The organism is Sorangium sp. So ce119, from assembly GCF_051524405.1.
Lineage (GTDB): Bacteria > Myxococcota_A > Polyangia > Polyangiales > Polyangiaceae > Sorangium > Sorangium cellulosum_G.
Genome location: NZ_CP150310.1, coordinates 6,735,198 through 6,753,658 on the forward strand (window position 1 = coordinate 6,735,198; position 18,461 = coordinate 6,753,658).

The 18,461-nt window shown below is 70.2% G+C and carries 18 protein-coding genes; 11 read left to right on the forward strand and 7 right to left on the reverse strand.

Annotation, left to right across the window (positions count from 1 at the left end; genetic code table 11):
* Positions 1-44 precede the first annotated feature (44 nt).
* On the forward strand, positions 45-1,538 hold the full coding sequence (locus WME76_RS25355) for a cellulose binding domain-containing protein (RefSeq protein ID WP_437954857.1): 1,494 nt from the start codon (positions 45-47) through the stop codon (positions 1,536-1,538).
* Between the two features lie 33 nt (positions 1,539-1,571).
* On the opposite strand, the gene WME76_RS25360 is transcribed toward WME76_RS25355, so the two are convergent.
* Positions 1,572-2,534, reverse strand: a complete 963-nt coding sequence (locus tag WME76_RS25360) for an L-lactate dehydrogenase (RefSeq protein WP_437954858.1) — start codon at positions 2,532-2,534, stop codon at positions 1,572-1,574.
* A 42-nt stretch (positions 2,535-2,576) separates the two neighbouring features.
* Complete coding sequence (locus WME76_RS25365; protein ID WP_437954859.1) at positions 2,577-3,776, reverse strand: mechanosensitive ion channel family protein; 1,200 nt, start codon at positions 3,774-3,776, stop codon at positions 2,577-2,579.
* 493 nt (positions 3,777-4,269) lie between these two features.
* Between WME76_RS25365 and WME76_RS25370 the strand changes: the two genes are divergently transcribed.
* The 5 genes from WME76_RS25370 (at position 4,270) to WME76_RS25390 (ending at position 9,641) form a co-directional block, all read left to right on the forward strand.
* Complete coding sequence (locus WME76_RS25370; RefSeq protein WP_437962161.1) at positions 4,270-5,205, forward strand: M57 family metalloprotease; 936 nt, start codon at positions 4,270-4,272, stop codon at positions 5,203-5,205.
* A gap of 473 nt (positions 5,206-5,678) precedes the next feature.
* On the forward strand, positions 5,679-7,235 hold the full coding sequence (locus WME76_RS25375) for a hypothetical protein (protein WP_437954860.1): 1,557 nt from the start codon (positions 5,679-5,681) through the stop codon (positions 7,233-7,235).
* A 93-nt stretch (positions 7,236-7,328) separates the two neighbouring features.
* Complete coding sequence (locus WME76_RS25380) at positions 7,329-7,775, forward strand: CoA-binding protein (RefSeq protein ID WP_437954861.1); 447 nt, start codon at positions 7,329-7,331, stop codon at positions 7,773-7,775.
* Between the two features lie 85 nt (positions 7,776-7,860).
* Positions 7,861-9,024 carry an AAA family ATPase gene (locus tag WME76_RS25385; protein ID WP_437954862.1) on the forward strand — a complete coding sequence of 388 codons (1,164 nt, stop codon included), beginning with the start codon at positions 7,861-7,863 and terminating at the stop codon, positions 9,022-9,024.
* Between the two features lie 2 nt (positions 9,025-9,026).
* Positions 9,027-9,641, forward strand: a complete 615-nt coding sequence (locus WME76_RS25390; protein ID WP_437954863.1) for a DUF4276 family protein — start codon at positions 9,027-9,029, stop codon at positions 9,639-9,641.
* Positions 9,642-9,738: 97 nt separating this feature from the next.
* On the opposite strand, the gene WME76_RS25395 is transcribed toward WME76_RS25390, so the two are convergent.
* Positions 9,739-10,161 (reverse strand): cupin domain-containing protein, encoded by a 423-nt coding sequence (locus WME76_RS25395; protein ID WP_437954864.1) that lies wholly within the window; start codon positions 10,159-10,161, stop codon positions 9,739-9,741.
* A 213-nt stretch (positions 10,162-10,374) separates the two neighbouring features.
* Between WME76_RS25395 and WME76_RS25400 the strand changes: the two genes are divergently transcribed.
* Positions 10,375-11,412, forward strand: coding sequence for a PA0069 family radical SAM protein (locus WME76_RS25400; protein WP_437954865.1), 1,038 nt, complete (start codon positions 10,375-10,377; stop codon positions 11,410-11,412).
* A gap of 103 nt (positions 11,413-11,515) precedes the next feature.
* On the forward strand, positions 11,516-13,156 hold the full coding sequence (locus WME76_RS25405) for a glycoside hydrolase family 43 protein (RefSeq protein ID WP_437954866.1): 1,641 nt from the start codon (positions 11,516-11,518) through the stop codon (positions 13,154-13,156).
* Here WME76_RS25405 and WME76_RS25410 read toward each other — a convergent pair.
* Positions 13,041-13,385 (reverse strand): pyrimidine/purine nucleoside phosphorylase, encoded by a 345-nt coding sequence (locus WME76_RS25410; protein ID WP_437954867.1) that lies wholly within the window; start codon positions 13,383-13,385, stop codon positions 13,041-13,043. The genes WME76_RS25405 and WME76_RS25410 overlap by 116 nt on opposite strands.
* Here WME76_RS25410 and WME76_RS25415 point away from each other — a divergent pair.
* Positions 13,346-14,581: a hypothetical protein gene (locus WME76_RS25415; RefSeq protein WP_437962239.1), complete on the forward strand. Its 1,236-nt coding sequence runs from the start codon at positions 13,346-13,348 to the stop codon at positions 14,579-14,581. The genes WME76_RS25410 and WME76_RS25415 overlap by 40 nt on opposite strands.
* Here WME76_RS25415 and WME76_RS25420 read toward each other — a convergent pair.
* From WME76_RS25420 to WME76_RS25430, 3 genes are all read right to left on the reverse strand, one after another.
* Positions 14,578-16,014, reverse strand: a complete 1,437-nt coding sequence (locus tag WME76_RS25420; protein ID WP_437954868.1) for a hypothetical protein — start codon at positions 16,012-16,014, stop codon at positions 14,578-14,580. The two genes, WME76_RS25415 and WME76_RS25420, sit on opposite strands and share 4 nt — an antisense overlap.
* A gap of 278 nt (positions 16,015-16,292) precedes the next feature.
* Positions 16,293-16,487: an element excision factor XisI family protein gene (locus tag WME76_RS25425; protein WP_437954869.1), complete on the reverse strand. Its 195-nt coding sequence runs from the start codon at positions 16,485-16,487 to the stop codon at positions 16,293-16,295.
* A complete protein-coding gene (locus WME76_RS25430) occupies positions 16,484-16,777 on the reverse strand; it encodes an element excision factor XisH family protein (protein WP_437954870.1) in 294 nt (97 codons plus the stop codon). Before WME76_RS25430 ends, WME76_RS25425 begins: the two co-directional genes overlap by 4 nt.
* Before the next feature lie 356 nt (positions 16,778-17,133).
* On the opposite strand from WME76_RS25430, the gene WME76_RS25435 reads away from it, so the two are divergent.
* Both WME76_RS25435 and WME76_RS25440 read left to right on the forward strand, forming a co-directional pair.
* Positions 17,134-17,913 carry a HAMP domain-containing protein gene (locus WME76_RS25435; RefSeq protein WP_437954871.1) on the forward strand — a complete coding sequence of 260 codons (780 nt, stop codon included), beginning with the start codon at positions 17,134-17,136 and terminating at the stop codon, positions 17,911-17,913.
* 25 nt (positions 17,914-17,938) lie between these two features.
* Entirely contained in the window at positions 17,939-18,397 is a 459-nt protein-coding gene (locus WME76_RS25440) for a tellurite resistance TerB family protein (RefSeq protein ID WP_061613874.1), read from the forward strand.
* Positions 18,398-18,461 lie beyond the last annotated feature (64 nt).

Below are 18,461 nucleotides of genomic sequence, written 5' to 3' on the forward strand. Positions count from 1 at the left end.
CGCAGCCGCGTGCTCTCAGCATCACAAGGACGAAGGAGATCCTCATGAACCTTGCACCCTCGCAGAAGCTCTCGTCGCATCGACGTCCGCAGTCCCGGAGCGGGAGCGACGAGCAGCGTCAAGCAAGGGACGAGCGAGCCGCCGGCTCGTCGAGCCCGCGCCCGGTCGAGGCAGGACGCGCAGGCACACACCTCCTCGCGCGCGTCGCCCTGGCCGGGCTGCTCGCGACGCTGGGCGCGTGCGTCGCTGGAGAGGCCGGCGACGCGGAGCTGGGCGACGAGTCGCCGATGGCCGCCGAGAGCGGCCTCTCGGCCGAGCTGAGATACCAGCCACTCTGGGGAGGCCGCTACTGCGCCGCCGTCACCGTGACGAACGACAGCGCGAGCCCCACCACGTCCTGGAGCGTCGTCACCGACGTGAAGAACGCGACGGTGACCAGGTCCTGGGGCGCCGCGTTCTCGACCAGCGGCACACTCCTGACAGCGACGCCAACCGCGAGCAACGCGCGCATCGCGTCCGGCGCCTCGGTCACGTTCAACTTCTGCGCGACGGGCACGACCCGCCCGACGATCTCATCCGTGACTGGCGACGGGACGCCGGCGTCCGGCTCGACGGGCACGACCGGCAGCGGCAGCGGCGGCGCAGGCGGCAGCGGCGGCACCGGCGGCACCGGCGGCACCGGCGGCACCGGCGGCAGCGGCGGCAGCGGCGGCACCGGCGGCAGCGGCGGCAGCGGCGGCGCCGGCGGCTCGGACGGCGCGAGCGCGCCAAGCGCCTTGCCGGCGGCCCGGGAGGCGTGTCCGACGATCGCCACCGGGACGATGACGTTCCGCGGCCGCGAGGTGCAGGTGTGGGCCGGCGCGCGGTCCGCCACGCCGGCGCCGGTGGTCGTCTACTGGCACGCCACGGGCTCCAGGCCGCGAGAGGCGGTGACCGGCCTCGGACAGGCCGCCATCGACGAGATCACGAGCCGCGGAGGTGTCGTGTTCGCGCCCAACGCGTACGACGGTCACGGCGGCGAGGACGGCACGCGGACGACGGGCAACAACGTGTGGTACGTGGGAGATCTCAATACGGCCGATGAGGCGCTCGCGTGCGCCATCCAGCAGCGCAACATCGACACGCGCCGCATTCACTCGCTCGGGTTCAGCGCGGGCGGGCTCCAGGCGGCGTACATGGCGTACGCGCGATCCAGCTACGTCGCGAGCGTCGTGACGTACTCGGGCGGCACGACGGGCTTCGGCACCCCGGCGCTCCAGGACGCCGCCAACCCGCCCGCCGTCATGGGGGTCCACGGCGCCGAGGGCTCCGATGTCGTCGGGATCGACTTCGCGCGCGCCAGCGCGGCGTTCGAGGACGACATCAAGGCGAAAGGCGGCTTCGCCATCGACTGCGACAGCGGCGGCGGACACCGCATCCCGTCCGGCATCGCCGCGTCGAGCTGGCAGTTCCTCGAGGACCACCCGTACAAGGTCACGCCGCGGCCCTACGCGGCGGGCATCCCGGCGAGCTTCCCGGGCTATTGCAGGATCCGGTGAGCTCCGGATCGGCCGCGAGCGCGCCCGGTCCCGTCAGAACCCGAGCGACCTGATCGCCTTGCGGATCGTGTCGGCGCTGGCGCGGACGCCGGCCTCCTCCTCGGAGCTCATCGGGATCGGGAGCTGCGAGTCGAGGCCAGACCGGTTCACGATGCACGGCACGCTCAGGCACACATCGTCGATGCCGCGGTAGCCGCTGAGCAGGCTGCTGACGGGGAGCACGCGGTTCTCGTCCCTCAGCAGCGCCTCCAGGATCTTGGCGGTCGCCAGGCCGATGGCGTAGTTCGTCGCGCCCTTGCCGGAGATCACCTGGGCAGCGGCGTTCTTCACGCCATGGAAGATCGCCGTCCTGTCGCTCGCGCCGAGCTTGCCATGGCCGGGCACGGACCACTCGTCCAGCGGGATGTTCGCGACGCTCGCGCTGCTCCACAGCGGCACCTCGCTGTCGCCATGCTCGCCGGCGATGTAGGCGTGGACGTTCTGCACGGCCACGTTGAGCTGCCTGGCGATCAGGAAGCGGAACCGGCTGCTGTCGAGCACCGTGCCGCTGCCGATCACGCGGGCAGGCGGGAGGCCCGTCAGCTTCATCGTGACATACGTGATCACGTCGACCGGGTTGGTCACCAGCAGATAGAGCGCGTCCGGCGCCACGGCCAGCAGCCGCGGCAGGAGCTCGCGGCATATCGCGACGTTCGCCGTGGCGAGGTCCATCCGGCTCTGCCCGGGCTTCTGCTTCGCGCCGGCGGTGATGACGACCACGTGCGCCCCGCGGCAGACCTCGACGTCATCGCTGCCCTCGAGCGTCGCCACCGGGACGAACTGCAGGCCGTGGTTCAGGTCGAGCACCTCGGCTTCGACCTTGGCCCGGTTCACGTCGAACAGCGCCACCTGCTTCGCCACGCCGCGGAGCAGACAGGCATAAGCGATCGTCGCGCCGACGCTGCCAGCGCCCACGACCGCGACCTTGCTGGGAGAGACGGACTGGAGATCGGGCATGCCGCCCGGGGTACCGCAGCGACGCGACCGGACCAAGCCAAATCAGGCCGTGTCAGGGGCGGCCGTAGGCGATGGAACGGCGGTCGGCGACGCGGCGGTCAGGGCCGCGCCCGCCGGGGCGGCGGTCGGCGGCGGCGAAGCGGGCGCAGCGACGATCGCCGGCAGCACAAGCGGGGCCATGGTCGGGGGGGCGCCGGGGTGCAGCTCGACGGCGAGGCCCGCCTGCGCTGCGCCGGGGCTGAGCGCGATGCCCTCCTCGCGGCAGGCGCGGAAGAACGCCTTCATGACCTCGGACTCGATCAGATCGTGGCGCTCGAAGTCGCCGATCCAGAACTTGATGACGTAGCGCTGGAAGAGCGGCGTGACCGCCGCGAGCCAGAGCCTCGGCGCGGGATCCTCGAGGACGTCCGGCACCTGCGCGCAGGCGCGCTGGGCGGCGCGCTCCACGGCCTCGGGGGGGGCGGCGAGGGCGACGAGCATCTCGATGTTGCGCGCGCACCGGCGGTCCGGCGCGCAGAAGTTCTGCACGCGCGCCTTGGCGATGACCGAGTTCGGCAGGATGACGACGTCCCCGGAGAACGTCCTGAGGCGCGTCGAGCGCCACCCGACGTAGACCACCTGCCCCTCGACGCCGTCGACGAGGATCCAGTCGCCCACGCCGAACGACCGCTCCGAGTGCAGGGCGAGCCCGGCGAAGAGGTTGCCGAGGGTGTCCTGGAGCGCGAGGCCGAGGACCACCGTGATGACGGTCGACGTCGCGAGCAGCGGCACGAGGTCGACCCCGGTGACCGCGCCGACGATCGAGAGGCCGGCGACCAGGTAGAGGATCGCGAGCAAGAGGTGCCGGACCAGCGCCGGGATCTGCACCTTCTGGCGCTCGGCGAGCCAGAAGTCGATGACCAGGGTCTCGGCGACCTCGATGCCCAGGTACGACGCGAGCGCGAGCTCCATGAGGAGCACGCCCTTGTGGAGCGTGGGCAGGTCGCCCCCGCGCAGGGCGATGAACGTGTGCATCGAGAGCAGCGCGACGAGCAGGCGCGCCGGGAGCCGCATGCGGCGGATGAGGAGGTCGTCGAGCGACGTCTGCGTGGCGTCCGCGATGCGCGCGAGCAACGCGAAGAGGAGGCGGTAGACGAGGAGCCCGAGCGCGAGGACGGCGAGCGACATCCCCAGCGCCACGGGCAGCGAGGCGGGGGAGCGGACGAGGTCGGCCCAGAGCGCGGGCAGCCGTTCGAGGTTCACGCAACGAGTCTGCCACAAGCGGAGACCGGGGAGCTCGCGCGGATCAGCGCGCGTGCCGGCAGCGCGCGTGCCGGCGCGCCGCCGCGCGCCTGCTGCCCTGCGCCCCTGGCGCCCGTCCTCAGCGCGCTGGAGCTCGCGCTGCGGTCCCTGACGCCTGCCATCTGCGCGCTGGAGCTCGCGCCGCGCGCTGCGCGTTGTGCAACGACGCAATCCCTTGCGTGACGGAGCGCTCAAGCACGACGCGCGCTCGGTGAGCGAGATCGCAGTCAACGTCCTTGATGCGCAGGATCATACGAGCAGCACGTGGCGTACGGCATCTCGACGGACAGGGTTCGCAGCCAGCCGAAGAGCACGGTGAACCGGGTGGGATCGCGGGACGACGTCTGGGGGGGCCAGCAGACGAACCTCACCTACTGCGTGAGCAACGCCTTCGGGGCGAACCACGCGCGAGCGGTCGCGGAGATGGCTGCCGCCGCCCGCGCCTGGGAGGGAGATCGAGGCCGATGTCGACTTCGTCTATGTCCCCGGGCAGAACGGCGACTGCAACAACGCGAACACGAACGTCGTCTTCGCGGTCAGGCCGTGGAACAGCGGGGGCGCCTGCTCGTTCTTCCCGTCGGGCGGCGGTTGCGTGGCGCGGACCGTCGTCATCGATTACAACGATCTCGACACCAACCCGTTCTACGAGACGAACGCGCCCAACATGACCACCACCGGCGTGGTCACGCACGAGCTCGGACATGTGCTTGGCCTGCGCCACGAGCACGTGCGCGCGGAGAGCGGCGGAACGTGCGTCGAGGGCGGAGAGTGGCGCACGCTGACCAGGTACGACGCCGGCTCCACGATGCACTACCCGTGGTGCAACGGGGTGATGACGTCCGATCTGAGCATCACGGGGTTCGACGCGCTGGGCGCGCGCAAGCTCTACGGCCCCAATTTCGGCGCGCCCGCCCTGTGGACAGGCAACTTCGGCCACGACGCCGGGGGCTGGCGCGTCGAGCAGCACCCGCGCTTCATGGCCGACGTCAACAACGACGGCCGCGACGATGTCGTCGGCTTCGGCAACGCCGGTGTCTACGTGGCGCTCTCCACCGGGTCGAGCTTCTCGGCGCCGGAGCTGTGGATCGGCAACTACGGCCACGACGCCGGGGGCTGGCGTGTCGAGCAGCATCCGCGCCTCCTCTCGGACGTGAACGGCGACGGTCGTCAGGACATCGTCGGATTCGGCAATGCAGGGGCCTACACGTCGCTCTCGACGGGCGCGTCGTTCAGCCGGGCCGAGCTCTGGGTGGACAACTTCGGATACGACGCCGGAGGCTGGCGTGTCGAGCAGCACCCGCGCCTCCTGGCGGACGTGAACGCCGACGGCTTCGCCGACATCGTCGGGTTCGGCAACGGCGGCACCTACATCTCGCTCGCCAACCCGTAGCGCGCCGAGCGCGCTGCGCCCACGGCGGCCTCGCCGCCGACGGTCGCGATCCCCTCCGTCATCTGCGTCCGAGCTCGAAGCAGCAGACGTAACAGCTCTTGCGGAAGTCCGGCGCCGGATCCCCGCATCCCGGACACTGGCGCGAGGATCGGTGTGGGGCTGTCATCAGGAATCCCGTGCATGCCCTGGGACAGCAGGTCACCGGCGCGGTCTTACCGCGGACACGAAAGCACCTGCGCCGCCCGATCGATCCCTGATGGACACGATATTGACGTTGTGGACGAGGAGATTCCGCCCACGTCCTTGACGTTCGCGCCCGGGCGCCGCGACATCTCTGAACGCGCCCCCCCGGCTCCGAGGCGTGAATCTGAAGTCAATACATAACCGAGGGCATGAATGTGCTTCGTCAAGCCGGAGCAGGTCGCGCTGCTCGGGATTGACATCTCCGAGTCGTTCGGATCTCATCCTCACGCATGATGCGCGAACATTTCGGACACGATGGAGGGTCGGGCGCCAGGCGCAAGCTGGCTTTGATTCTGGGGCTCGTCCTCGTCGCGGCCTGCGGAACGAAGGTGCGAGATTTCGAGTCGTCGTCGAGCTCCGGTGGCGTGGACGGCGCCGCGGGCCACGGTGGCGGTCCTGCGGGCAACGGCACAGGTGGCGGTCCTGCGGGCAGCGGAGGAGGCGGCGCGACTGGCGGGAGCGGGGCAGGCGACGCCGGTACCGGGGGCGAAGCCACCCCACCCCACTGGGACACGTTCGAGCGCGTCGGTCATGACGATCTCGCCAATGAGATCTCGAATTTCTTCCCGCAAGTCGCGGTATCGGCCAGCGGCGACGCGCTGCTCGTGTTCTATGATCAGGGCACCGTCTGGGCGCGCCGCTATGTCAAGGAGAGCGACAGCTGGGACTCGCTGCTGCAGCTCAACGACGCGACCTCGGAGGGCGTGAACGCCAGGGTGGCCGTCGACGCCGAGGGCAACGGGATGGTCGTCTGGTACTCGCACCTGGTGGGTGGCGCCGTGTTCGCCAGGCGGTTCACCGCATCGCTCGGATGGCCCGCCGGGTGGAGCCCGGTCGAGACGGTCGCCGAGGGCACGGCGGGGCTCGTGCAACAATCGATGACGGTCGCGATGACCCCCGCCGGCCATGCCGTCGTGGGGATTGACGTGCGCATCAGCGACAACTCGTCGCATGAGGGATACCTGGCCATCTACGAGAACGGGCAGGGCTGGCGAACACCGGTGAAGGTGTCGGGGAGCACCACCAGCGCCAGCGGCACGGCTGTCGGCGTCTCGACCGTGGGCACGACGCTGCGCGCGGTGGCAGCGTGGCACCAGTCGGATGGCGAGCGTCTCAACGTGCTGGGCAACGTGGTCACCTACGATCTGACGACCCACGACGGCAGCATGGAAGACCCGAAGCCGCTGGAGACGGACGACACGCTCGATCACCTGAGCCCCCGCGTCGTGATGGACCGCAACGGGAACGCGATGGTTGTATTCCTCCAGCGCGGCTCGACCGGATCGGAGTCGCACGTCATCGCCAATTCGTATTCAGGGGGCGCGTGGACCGGCGCAACCGGCGTGGACACCGCGGGCGAGATCGCGAGCGACTACTCCGTCGCGATGAATCAGGAGGGTGAAGGGGTCGTGGTGTTCCGGCAGTGCGGTCCCGCCTGCGCGATCTGGGCGCGGCGCTTCTCGGGGGCGAATTTCCGACCAGCCGACAAGCTCTCGACCGACGAAAATAGCGTGGGCGGCCCCGAGGTCGCCGTGGACGAGGCAGGGCGCGGGCTCGCCGTGTGGGCGCAGAAATCGGCCGCCCTCCCGTCGATCTTCGCCAGCGAGCTGTCGCCCGCGCTGGGATGGACGGAGGCCCACGCGCTGGAGGACGACAACGCTGCCGAGCACGCGGAGCCGGCGGTGGCCTTTGGCCCGAACGGGACCGGGATCGCCGCGTGGGTGCGCGAGACGACGACGAACAGCCTCATGCGCCGCTCGATCTTCGCCGAGGTGTACAAGTACTGAGGACGGAGCAGGGCGCCGGCCCGGCGGTTCAGGGGTCCCCCGCCCCCGGCCGTGCGGGGTGCCGCGCCGGCTCGGCGGGCGTACACTCGCCGCATGAACGACATTCGCGACATCAGCCACGACGAGGCCCGGGTGGCGGAGCTGGTCCGCTCGGCGCGGCGCGTCGCCGTGCTCGGCATCAAGACCGAGGCGCAGGCGGATCAGCCCGCCTTCTACGTCCCGAGCTACCTGAAGAGCGCGGGCGTGGAGGTGATCCCGGTCCCTGTCTACTACCCCGACGCGAAGACGATCCTCGGCCAGCAGGTCTACCGCCGCGTGGCGGACGTCCCGGGCCCCATCGACATCGTCGACGTCTTCCGGCGCAGCCAGGACGTCACCGGGCACCTCGACGACCTGCTCGCCGCGCGGCCGCGCGCCGTGTGGCTGCAGAGCGGAATCCAGAACGACCAGGTGGCCGAGCGGCTGGTCGAGGCCGGCATCCTGGTCGTGCAGAGCCGCTGCCTCATGGTCGACCACCGCCGCTACGCCGGGCGGGGCTGAGGGCGGCGCGGGCGCCGGCGTTGCGCCGCGCCGGACTGGCGCACCGGGTGGCGCTCGTGAGGACGATCCGAGTAGAGTTCGGCGCATGCTCCTCGAGAGTCTGCGGCTCGATCGGTTCCTCTCGTTCGGTCCTGGCACCGATGCGATCGAGCTCAGCAACCTGAACGTCCTCATCGGCCCGAACGGTTCGGGGAAGTCGAACTTCATCGAGGCCATCGACCTTCTCCACGCCGCACCCACGGATCTGCTCGCCCCGGTGCGACAGGGCGGAGGGGTGAGCGCGTGGATCTGGAGGGGTGAGCCGGGTGCGACGGCCGAGGTGGAGGCCATCCTCGCCTACAGGCCGGAGTCGGGCTGGAACCTGCGCCACCGGCTCTCCTTCACCGAGGTAGGAGCGCGCCTGGAGATCGTCGACGAGCGCATCGAGAGCGAGAAGTCATCGGCCGGTGAGACCAGCAATGGCCTCCACTTCGGTTACGAGCATGGGCGCCCGACGCTCAACACGAAAAACGGCAAGCGCGAGCTCCGGCGCGAGGACATCGACCCGCAGCAGTCCATCCTCTCGCAGCGCAAGGATCCAGATCAGTATCCGGAGCTCTCGTTCATCGGCGATCAGTACAGCAAGATCCGGCTCTACCGCGACTGGGGATTCGGCCGCCTCTCGTCCCCCCGGCGCCCACAGCCTCCCGATCTGCCGACCGATCACCTGCGCGAAGATGCACAGAACCTCGGTTTGATCCTGAATCGGTTCCGCCGGGATGTACCCACCAAGCGGGCGCTGATCGAAGCTCTGCAGCAGGTCTTCGATGGAGTGGTCGACTTCTCTGTGCAGATCGAGGGGAGCACCGTCCAGGTCTTCCTCGAAGAAGAGCGCTGGACCATCCCGGCGACGCGCCTCTCCGACGGCACGCTCCGCTGGCTTGCGCTGCTCGCCATCCTGCTCGATCCGGCGCCGCCGCCGCTCGTGTGCATCGAGGAGCCGGAGCTCGGCCTGCATCCGGATCTGATGCCCGCGCTCGCACGCCTCCTCGTGGGCGCGTCCGAGCGCACGCAGCTCGTGGTGACGACACACTCGGACGTCCTCGTCGATGCGCTCTCCGACAGGCCAGAGGCCGTGATCGTCTGCGAGCGCCACGCAGGTCGGACGACCATGCGGCGCCTCACGCGGGACGCTCTCTCGACATGGCTGGAAACGTACGCGCTCGGTGAGCTCTGGCGCAAAGGCGAGCTCGGGGGCACGAGATGGTAGCCGTGCGCGTCTACGTGGAGGGGGGCGGCGCCTCGAGGCGGGCTCAGGAGCCCCTTCGCGAAGGCTTCAGCAAGCTGTTCGAGAAGGTCCTCGGTGGGCGCGGCAAGCCGAAGGTCATCGCATGCGGCAGTCGCAAGGAGGCGTTCGACGATTTCAAACGCGCGCTGAAGAGCCACCCGCACGCGCTGTGCATTCTGCTCGTGGACAGCGAGGAGCCCGTGAAGTCCGGGATCTCAACCTGGGACCATGTCTCCAGACGCGAGGGAGACCAGTGGCCAAGGCCGGATGGCGTGCGCGATGAGCAGCTTCACCTGATGGTGCAAGCGATGGAGGCCTGGCTGGTCGCCGACGCGGAGTCGCTCGCAGCGTACTACAAGCAGGGATTCCGGAAGGATGCGCTACCCCGTCAGAAGAACGTCGAGCTGGTCGCGAAGAGAGACCTCTACGAGGCGCTCGAGCGGGCGACCAGGGAGTCCAAGACCAAGGGTAAGTACGCGAAACATCACGGATTCGAGCTGATCGGGCTGATCGACCCGAACAAGGTGCGCGCGGCCTCCGTACATGCGGCGCGGTTCCTCGACACGCTCATGGATCATGCCGCGGCCGGGCCGCCCTGAGCTGGCGCGCTGGCCGGCGCACGCACCGGTCGCGCTCTCGGGCGGCCCGGCAACGCCCGAACCGTGAGCGCCCGACGGCGGGATCGCCGCAGCCCCGCTACAGCGGCCGGTGCTGCGTCCCCTTGCCGTACGTGATCGCCAGGAGATCTCCCGGCTCCCGGACGATGAACCGGTGCCACGCGCCCTGCGGGACCTTGCACGCCGTGCCGGCCCGCAGCGCGACGACCCGCTCGCTGCCCTGCTCTTGCAGCACGATGTCGCTCGCGCCCGACAGGAGGTACAGGATCTCGTCCCCGGCCGGGTGCATCTCCCATTGCTGCATGTCCTCGACGAGGTGAAACGTCGTCACCAGCCAGCCGCCCGCGTGCGCGACCCGCCGGACGTCCTCGGCGCTGGCGTCGCCGGACATCAGCTCTTGCCAGAACGTCGGCCTCACCTCGATGGGCAACGCATCGCCCCCGTCGGCGAGGTGCAGGTAGGTGCTGCGAAGATCGAACCCGGGCTGTGTCGGATTGGCCATCTTGTCCCTCTCAAAGCTCCTGGAGGCGCCCATGCGAGCAGGGCCTCCCTGCCCTGTCAATCCGCTCCCCCCTCCCCCGCCGCGCCCTCCGCCTCCGCTCAGCCCGCCACGCCGGCGCTCACCGGGCTCACCTGAACAAATGCTCCCACCCCGCCGAGAAAGCGCTACACTCCGCTCGCGGCGACCGGCCCCTCGCCCGGCGCCGCCCGCACCATGCCGCGCCCCGTGAACAACCCTCCGAACCCGTGGTCGTCGACGCAGGTCGAGTACCTCGAAGAGGCGCCCCCGGCGACGCTGCAGGTCTTCGAGGAGCAGGCCCGCTCCATCATCACCTCGAACGACAGCCCCGACCTGCCCTTCCGGTTCAGCGTCAACCCGTACAGGGGCTGCATCCACGCCTGCGCCTACTGCTATGCACGCCCCTCGCACCAGTACCTCGGGTGGGGCGCCGGGACGGACTTCGACCGCAAGATCGTCGTCAAGGCGAACGCGCCCGAGCTGCTCGAGAAGGAGCTCTCCCACAAGGGGTGGCAGGGCGACACGATCGTGTTCTCCGGCAACGTCGATTGCTACCAGCCCCTCGAGGCGAGCTACGAGCTCACCCGCCGCTGCCTCGAGGTCTGCCTCGCCTTCCGGAACCCCGTCGGGCTCATCACGAAGGGCGCGCTCGTGCGGCGCGACGTGGCCCTGCTCGGCGAGCTCGCGCGGCGCGCCCGCGCCCGTGTCCACCTCAGCATCCCCTTCGCCGACGACGCGGTCGCCCGCAAGATGGAGCCGTACGCGAGCCGCTCGTCGCTCCGCTTCGAGGCGATGCGCGCCCTCTCGGACGCGGGCGTGCCGACGGGCATCTCCCTGTCGCCCATGATCCCCGGCCTGAACGACAGCGACGTCCCCGAGCTCCTCGAGCGCGCCCGGGACGCCGGCGCGCAGACCGCCTTCATGATGCCGCTGCGCCTGCCGCGCGAGGTGCTCCCCGTCTTCGACGAGCGCCTCGAGGAGGCCTTCCCGGACCGCGCCGGCAAGGTCCGCCGCGGGATCCAGGAGATGCGCGGCGGCAAGATGAACGAGGCCGCCTTCGGGGCGCGCTTCCAGGGCGCAGGCCCGCGCTGGGCGGCGATCCAGCGGCTCTTCGAGGTCCACTGCCAGCGCCTCGGGCTGAACGCGGCGCGCGTGGGCGACGAGGTGCGCGAGGGAGAAGGCGAGTCGACGTTCCGGCGGCCGAGCCGACAGGGGACGTTGTTCGACCTGTGAGGGTGGAGTTGGCATTCCTCTCTCCCCTTGGCGCCCCTGGCGCATAGCGGTTTTTCTGCCGATCAGGGGCGACTCCCCGCAGCAATGCTAAGACTCTCGCCCCATGAGCCAGAACCGGATCATTCATAACCCCATCCTGCCGGGGTTCAACCCCGACCCTTCCATCGTCCGTGTCGGTGAGGACTACTACGTGGCGACGTCCACGTTCGAGTGGTTCCCCGGCGTGCAGATCCACCACTCGCGGGACCTGGTGAACTGGCGGCTCGTGACCCGCCCGCTGACGCGCGCGAGCCAGCTCGACATGCTGGGCGACGCGGACTCGTGCGGCATCTGGGCGCCGTGCCTGAGCTACCACGGCGGCCGCTTCTACCTCGTGTACACGGACGTGAAGCGCTACGGGCGCTCCCTGCGGGACGGCAGCGCGTCGCTGCGCGACACGCACAACCATGTCGTGACGAGCCCGCGCATCGACGGCCCTTGGTCAGACCCGGTCTATCTGAACAGCAGCGGCTTCGATCCCTCGCTGTTTCACGATGACGATGGTCGAAAGTACCTGGTCAACATGCTGTGGGACCACCGCCCGCTCGCCAACCCCTTCGCCGGCATCGTGCTGCAGGAGTACTCGGAGCGCGAAGGCAAGCTGATCGGCAAGCGCCGCAACGTCTTCCAGGGCACGAGCCTCGGGCTCACCGAGGCGCCCCACCTCTACAAGCGCGACGGCTATTACTACTTGATCACGGCCGAGGGCGGCACGGCCTGGAACCATGCCGTCACGATGGCGCGCTCGAAGCAGATCACCGGCCCCTACGAGCTGCACCCCGAGAAGTACATTCTCTCCTCGCGCCTGCGGCCCGATCTCCCGCTGCAGCGCGCGGGCCACGCCGACCTCGTCGAGACGCCGAGCGGAGACGTCTACATGGTGTACCTGTGCGGGCGGCCGCTGCACAACCGAGGCCGCTGCACCTTGGGCCGCGAGACGGCGATCGCTCGCATGCGCTGGTGCGACGACGGCTGGCTGCGCACCTTCGATGGCAGCGGGCTGCCGGAGGTGGACGTGCTCGCGCCGGAGCTCGCGCCGCACGGGTTCGAGCGCCCCCCGGCGCGCGAGCGCTTCGACGGCAAGGAGCTGCCGCTCGCGTTCCAGTGGCTGCGCTCACCGTACCCGGAGGAGCTCTTCAGCTTGAGCCAGCGCCCCGGCTACCTGCGCCTGTTCGGGCGGGAGACGATCGGTAGCTGGTTCCGGCAAGCGCTCGTGGCGCGGCGCCAGGAGTCGCTCTGCTACAGCGCCTCGACCGTCGTCGAGTTCGAGCCGGAGCACTTCCAGCAGATGGCGGGGCTCGTGGCCTATTACAACAGCTCCAAGTTCCACTACCTGTACGTCTCGCACGACGACACGCACGGCAAACACCTGCGCGTGATGTCCCGGCGCCCCGATCAGCTCGTGTTCGACGCCTTCACGCCGCCGGTGCCGATCGCGCCGGGCCAGCCCGTCGAGTTGCGGGTCGAGGTCGACTACGAGCGCCTCTACTTCGGCTATCGTGTCGGGCAAGGGCCGCTCGTGTGGTTCCCCGAGCCGTTCGACGCGAGCATCCTCTCCGACGAGGCGACGATGCCGGGCCTGCCCAACTTCACCGGCGCGTTCGTGGGCATGGCCTGCCAGGATCTCGCTGGCACGCAGCACCCCGCCGACTTCGCCCATTTCGACTACGCCTCGCGCGCGTTCGTGCCCGATCCCTGCGCCTGAACGCCGCGCCCGCGGAGAATGCCTCGAAGCTGCTCTGCCCGTCGAGCCGCACGGCGCAGCTTCCGGCGATGATTTCCATGCGCTCGGCGGCGTCCGTTGAACCGTGGTACTTCACCGGGGTACACTCGCCCAATGGTCTCCTTGGCAGGAGCTGTTCCTGGCGCCTCGGAAGAAAGCGCAGCGAGCGCGATGAACCTCCGGTGTTACGCGACCGTCGTCGCGATGGCATGGGTGGCCGCGTGCGACAGCGGCTCTGGCGCGCCGCCTCTGCCAGCGCCGTCGGGCGGAGCAGGCGGTACGTCGGCGGCCGGCGCCGCGTCCGCGGCAGGAGGCTCGAGCGGGAGCGCAGCACAAACAGGCGCTGCGGGAGCGAGCGGCGGCGCTGCGGCCGTCGCGGGCTCGACCGGCGTGGCCGGCGCCGCGGACGCTGGCGGCGGCGCCGGAGCCGGCGGTGCGAGCGGTGCCGGCGCGTGCCCGGCGGGCTCGACGCAGCTGTCGCCGTGGCCCGGCGAGACCGAGGTACGCACGCTCGACAGCGAGGACGCGTTCGAGAGCGATCTGAGCGGGCTGGCCTACGAGGCCCCCGGAGCGCTGTGGGCGACCGACAACCTCTCCGCCAAGCTGTTTCGATTGTTGAAGAGCGGAGGGAGCTACGCGCCGGACACGTCCAATGACTGGGCCTCCGGCAAACGGCTACGTTACCCGAACGGCAGGGGCACGCCCGACGCGGAGGGAGTGACGCTCGGCGCCACGAGCGCCGCGGGCGTCTACGTGTGCGCCGAGCGCGACACGGACGATCCGTCCGTGAGCCGGCTGTCCGTGTTGCGCTACGACGTGACGGCCGCCGGAGCGACGCTGACCGCGACTCACGAGTGGAACCTCACCGCCCTCTTGCCCGAGGTCGACGCGAACGCGGGTCTGGAAGCGGTCACTTGGGCGGCTGACAGCTTGCTCACGGCGCACCACTTCTTCGACGAGAGCAAGGCCCGAGCTTACGTCCCGAGCGACTACGGCGAGCACGGCGCCGGCCTGTTTCTGGTGGGCGTGGAAGAGACCGGCAAGGTGTACGCTCTCGCGCTGAATCACGAGAGCGGCGCGGCCACCTTGGTCGCCAGCATCTCGACGCCGCTCGCGGGCGTGATGGGGCTCGAGTTCGACCGTGACACCGGGAGCTTGTGGGCTCACTGCGACGACACGTGCGACAACCAATCCGCCGTGTTCGGTATCGACGACGCGCTCGGGCGCTTCGTGTTGGAGCGGCGCTTCACGCACCCCAGCGGGCTGCCGGACTCCAACAACGAAGGCATCGCGCTCGCGCCGGACGCGGAGTGCAGCGGCGGCGTCAAGCCGCTCTTCTGGACCGACGACGCCGACGCCGACGGCTTTTCGGTGCGCGAAGGCTCGCTCGCTTGCGGTTGCCTCTAGCGCGGTTTCCGCCCACCGAGGGCCGTGTGGTAGAGGGGCAGCGCCTCGGGCGCCGGAAAGAACGCCCCCCTGAGCCCGCTGTCGAGCGTGTCGCTCGTGACGATGAGCTCGGGAGTGACCGGATCGCCCGTGCCGCTGCTCTCCCCGAGCTGGGCGGGGCTGAGCCGCGCAAGCTGGTCCGTCGCATAGCTGATCCAGAGTCCACCACCTTCGTCGAAGGCGCCTCGGTCGAGCAGCGAGAGCACGCCGACCACGAAGCTCACGCGCGAGGTCACCGTCTGACTGCCGGTGCCCTCGAGCTCGGACGCGCCCAGCTCGAAGATCGAATTGCTACCGAAGTCGAAGCCCCACAGGTTCCCGCCTTCGTCGAAGGCGAGCCCAGTCGTGCCGAGATCGCGGCTGTCCTCCGCGTCGCGCGGCGTGAGCGTGAGATCCGCGTCGTCGCTGGTCGAGGCGGCGAGTCGCTCGGCGTCGTAGCGCAGGATGGCGTCGCCCGTCGCGACCCACAGGTTCCCCGCCGCGTCGAAGGCCAGATCCGCGCTGTCGCTCACGCCGGATATCACGGTGCCGGCCGTCGCATCGCCCGAGCGCGCGAGAGCTTCCGCCGGGATCTCGAGGATATTGCCGTCACACGCGCCGAGCCAGAGATTGCCGCTGCGGTCGAACGCCATCGACTTGAGCGCCGGTATGCACTCGATCTGGGGCACGTCGATCTCGCGGTCGAACGTGTTATTGCCCGAGGCTGCGAGGTTCTCCGCGGGAATGCGCACGAGCATCTTCTCCGCCAGCGTTGCGCCGAGCGACCACAGATTGCCATCGCGGTCGAACGCCACGTCCTTGCCGATGGGCGCGTCGCCGACGACGCTCGGGTCCGCGTCCCCGCTGGCACCGAGCTGGGCGGAGGCAAAGCCTCGAAGATTGCTGGTCCAGAGCTTGTTGCTGCTCGGAATCGCCTTGTACTCCACGGTCACGGTGTGGCCGACGTCCGGCTCGAGACAGAACAAGCCCTTCCAGACCGTCGGCTCGTAGACGGTGCGGACGATCGGATCGTCGTCGGTGACACGCATCGCCGTCACCGCGTAGGTGCCCGCCCCTTGATCCATCAGCGTCGCTGTCTCGGTCACAGCCTGCCGCGAGTCGCGGCGCGCGACCTCCACGCTGCCGTCCACCCCCGACGGTAGCCCGGTCACCTCGATGGTGACCGTGCCGTTGCCGTCGGTTGCGCACGCACCCTCGTTGCCGCCACCTCCCCCCTCCCCTTCGTCCGGGGGTGTCGGCTCCTCGCTGTTGCTGCACGCGACGAATGCCCCCACCAACAAGGCCAATCCGAGGACGCAAAAATGCTTCACGCTCTGCTCCTTTTCGAACGCTCGCGCGAACGACCGAAGCCACGCGCGTAACCGGAGCGGTAGGATACGCCCGGCCGCTGTCACGCCGCAATCGCGTCATGCACACCGCAATCGCGTCCTGGAGGCGTCGGCGGCGAAGGCAGCCGGTCCTCCCGGAGCATGGGCCCATAGCTCAAGCAAGTGTCACCAGGGCTCCCGGTCAGACGTGTTGCCAGGGCTCCGCTCGTACCAGGCCGCCTCGCCGCCTCATCCCCCGCCTCCGCCTCTCGCGTCCCCGCCTCCAGCGCTGCCGGCCCCGGCTCGCCGCGCGCGTCCCCCACCTCGGCCCGTCGCGCCCCGCCAGGCTCAGCTCATCGGAGAGCTCAGGCCGCCTGGAACTCGGAGTACGGCCGCGCGCCGGACGGGCGGAAGGCGAGCACGACGCGCTCGGGCGGGATGCCTTCACGGATGAGCTCGCGCGCGATGCCGCGCTCGGTCCCGTCGCGCTGGATCCAGATCTTGCGGAGGAGCTGCCCGACAGGCTCCGCGAAGAGATCGAGATAGATGAACTCTGTCACGGCGAGATACAGGACACGCTCGGGCTCCACGTGGCGAGCACGTCGCGGTACAGCACGAACTGTCCGATCGCCTTCTCCAGATCGTCGATGAGCGACGGTCCGGCGAAGCTCTCGATCTCGACGGCGATCTTCCTCTCGCTCTTCTCCGCCGCGAGGAGCTGCTGGGCGCCGAGATCCACGAACATATCTCTCTGGCCCCACCTGAGGCGCAGGGGGTCGTGCGTTATGGTCCAGCCGTCCTTGACGAGCGCCTGGCGCACCTGGTCATGATGATGGTCGCGCGCGGGCATGGCGTCGCAAGCCTAGGAGGGGCCCCGCTCCGCCTCCAGGCGATGTGCCTGACCCGCTCCGCGCAGGCCACCGGCTCAGGCAGGACGCCGCATCCCGCGACCCGAGCGGGCACGGCCACGGGACGCCTGCAGCGGGCGCCGCGCAGGGGCGACGACGGTGCGCGGGCCGCCCGCGGCACGGCGCGGGAGCGCTTCGAGGGGCTCCCGGCGGCTGAATGGGCCTTGCGACGGGCGCGAGGAATGGGGTACCAGTGGGGACCGCAGCGCGTTTCAGGGGGTCGCACCGGCGCGGCCTCCCCCCGCTCGTGCCCTGTCCTGTGCAGGCGGTGATGCCGTCCGCCCGCTGACGAGACCTCATGACCTCTCCCGCCCAGGATCGCGCCACAGCCCGCCCGGCCGCCCGCCGCAAGCTGCTCCTGAACCCGCGATTCCAGCTCAAGTACACGGGGCTCCTTGTCTCGGTGGTGCTCGCGGTGATGGTGGTGCTCGGCCTCGTCGTCTGGCAGACCGCGAGCGTCGCGAACGAACAGGCGCAGTACGCGGCCACCCAGGCGGAGCTCGCGCTCAAGGAAGCCGCCAACAGCGCCAAGATCCTGAAGATGAGCACCGCCGCGCTCGGGGGCGAAGGATCCGAGCTCGGCAGCACGCTCGACGAGGAGCTCGAGAAGACCAACCGCGAGCACGAGCGCAACCTCGCCGAGGTCGCGAAGCGGCGCTCCGAGGTCGAGGGGCTGCGCCAGCGCCTGCTCAACATCCTCATCGGCGGCGGCGCGTTCCTCCTCGTCGTCCTCGGCGTGCTCGGGATCTTCATCACCCAGCGCATCGTGGGGCCGGTCCACCAGATGAAGCGCCTGTGCCGGCAGGTCGGCACGACGCGGCTCACCATCGGGGAAGGGCTGCGCAAGGGCGATGAGCTCGGCGACCTGTTCGACACGTTCGTGCAGATGACCTACTCGCTCAAGGCGCTCCAGACAGGCAGGCTCGCGACGCTCGACGCGGCCATCGAGAAGGCCGAGGCCGAGTCGGCGTCGGCCGAGGTGCTCGCGGGGCTGCGCGCGCTCCGGGCGCAGCTCTGCCTCGGCCTCCCCGAGGCCGAGACGGTGCGGCGCCGCGCGCCGAGAGGTGGCAAGTCATGAGGCGAATCGCCGGATCGGAGGCCGCATGAAGCCCCCCGCGCTCGTCGAGCAGGCCGCCGGCCTGCTCCGCGCTCGTTTCGATCTGAACGAGTACAACCCGACCCCGATCGTCGACCTCGGCGCGCTCGTGGCGAACGCCGACGGCACCGTGGACGCCGAGGAGATCGACGCCCTGCGGCAGCTCATCGAGCCGATGCTCGGCACCCAGCTCAACGCGGAGCTCGTCCGCTACCTCATCGAGGCGAGCCTGAAGGTGATCGCCGCGGCGGGCGTCGAGCCCCGGGTGCGCCTGCTGGCGGAGATCCTCATGGACTGCGACGCGGTGGAGGAGGGCATCATCGTCGCGCTGGCCGTGGCCCACGCGAGCGAGGGGGTCTCCGACGCGGAGCGCGCGGTCATCGAGTCGCTCGCCCGCGCCGCAGAGCTCCCGGCGCGCCGGCTCGCCCACCTGAACGACCAGGTCCGGGCGGCGTTCGCCGCCTGAGGGCGGCCGCGAGAGGCCGGCGTGGCCCGCGCCGCCGAGGGCGTGGCCCGCGCCGCGCGTGACC

Bases quoted from the DNA above. Each gene is read 5' to 3' on its own strand.
- WME76_RS25355 (WP_437954857.1), top strand. From the start codon at position 45: ATGAACCTTGCACCCTCGCAGAAGCTCTCGTCGCATCGACGTCCGCAG.
- WME76_RS25360 (WP_437954858.1), bottom strand. From the start codon at position 2,534: ATGCCCGATCTCCAGTCCGTCTCTCCCAGCAAGGTCGCGGTCGTGGGC.
- WME76_RS25375 (WP_437954860.1), top strand. From the start codon at position 5,679: ATGATGCGCGAACATTTCGGACACGATGGAGGGTCGGGCGCCAGGCGC.
- WME76_RS25380 (WP_437954861.1), top strand. From the start codon at position 7,329: ATGAACGACATTCGCGACATCAGCCACGACGAGGCCCGGGTGGCGGAG.
- WME76_RS25385 (WP_437954862.1), top strand. From the start codon at position 7,861: ATGCTCCTCGAGAGTCTGCGGCTCGATCGGTTCCTCTCGTTCGGTCCT.
- WME76_RS25395 (WP_437954864.1), bottom strand. From the start codon at position 10,161: ATGGCCAATCCGACACAGCCCGGGTTCGATCTTCGCAGCACCTACCTG.
- WME76_RS25400 (WP_437954865.1), top strand. From the start codon at position 10,375: ATGCCGCGCCCCGTGAACAACCCTCCGAACCCGTGGTCGTCGACGCAG.
- WME76_RS25405 (WP_437954866.1), top strand. From the start codon at position 11,516: ATGAGCCAGAACCGGATCATTCATAACCCCATCCTGCCGGGGTTCAAC.
- WME76_RS25415 (WP_437962239.1), top strand. From the start codon at position 13,346: ATGAACCTCCGGTGTTACGCGACCGTCGTCGCGATGGCATGGGTGGCC.
- WME76_RS25410 (WP_437954867.1), bottom strand. From the start codon at position 13,385: ATGCCATCGCGACGACGGTCGCGTAACACCGGAGGTTCATCGCGCTCG.
- WME76_RS25430 (WP_437954870.1), bottom strand. From the start codon at position 16,777: ATGCCCGCGCGCGACCATCATCATGACCAGGTGCGCCAGGCGCTCGTC.
- WME76_RS25435 (WP_437954871.1), top strand. From the start codon at position 17,134: ATGACCTCTCCCGCCCAGGATCGCGCCACAGCCCGCCCGGCCGCCCGC.
- WME76_RS25440 (WP_061613874.1), top strand. From the start codon at position 17,939: ATGAAGCCCCCCGCGCTCGTCGAGCAGGCCGCCGGCCTGCTCCGCGCT.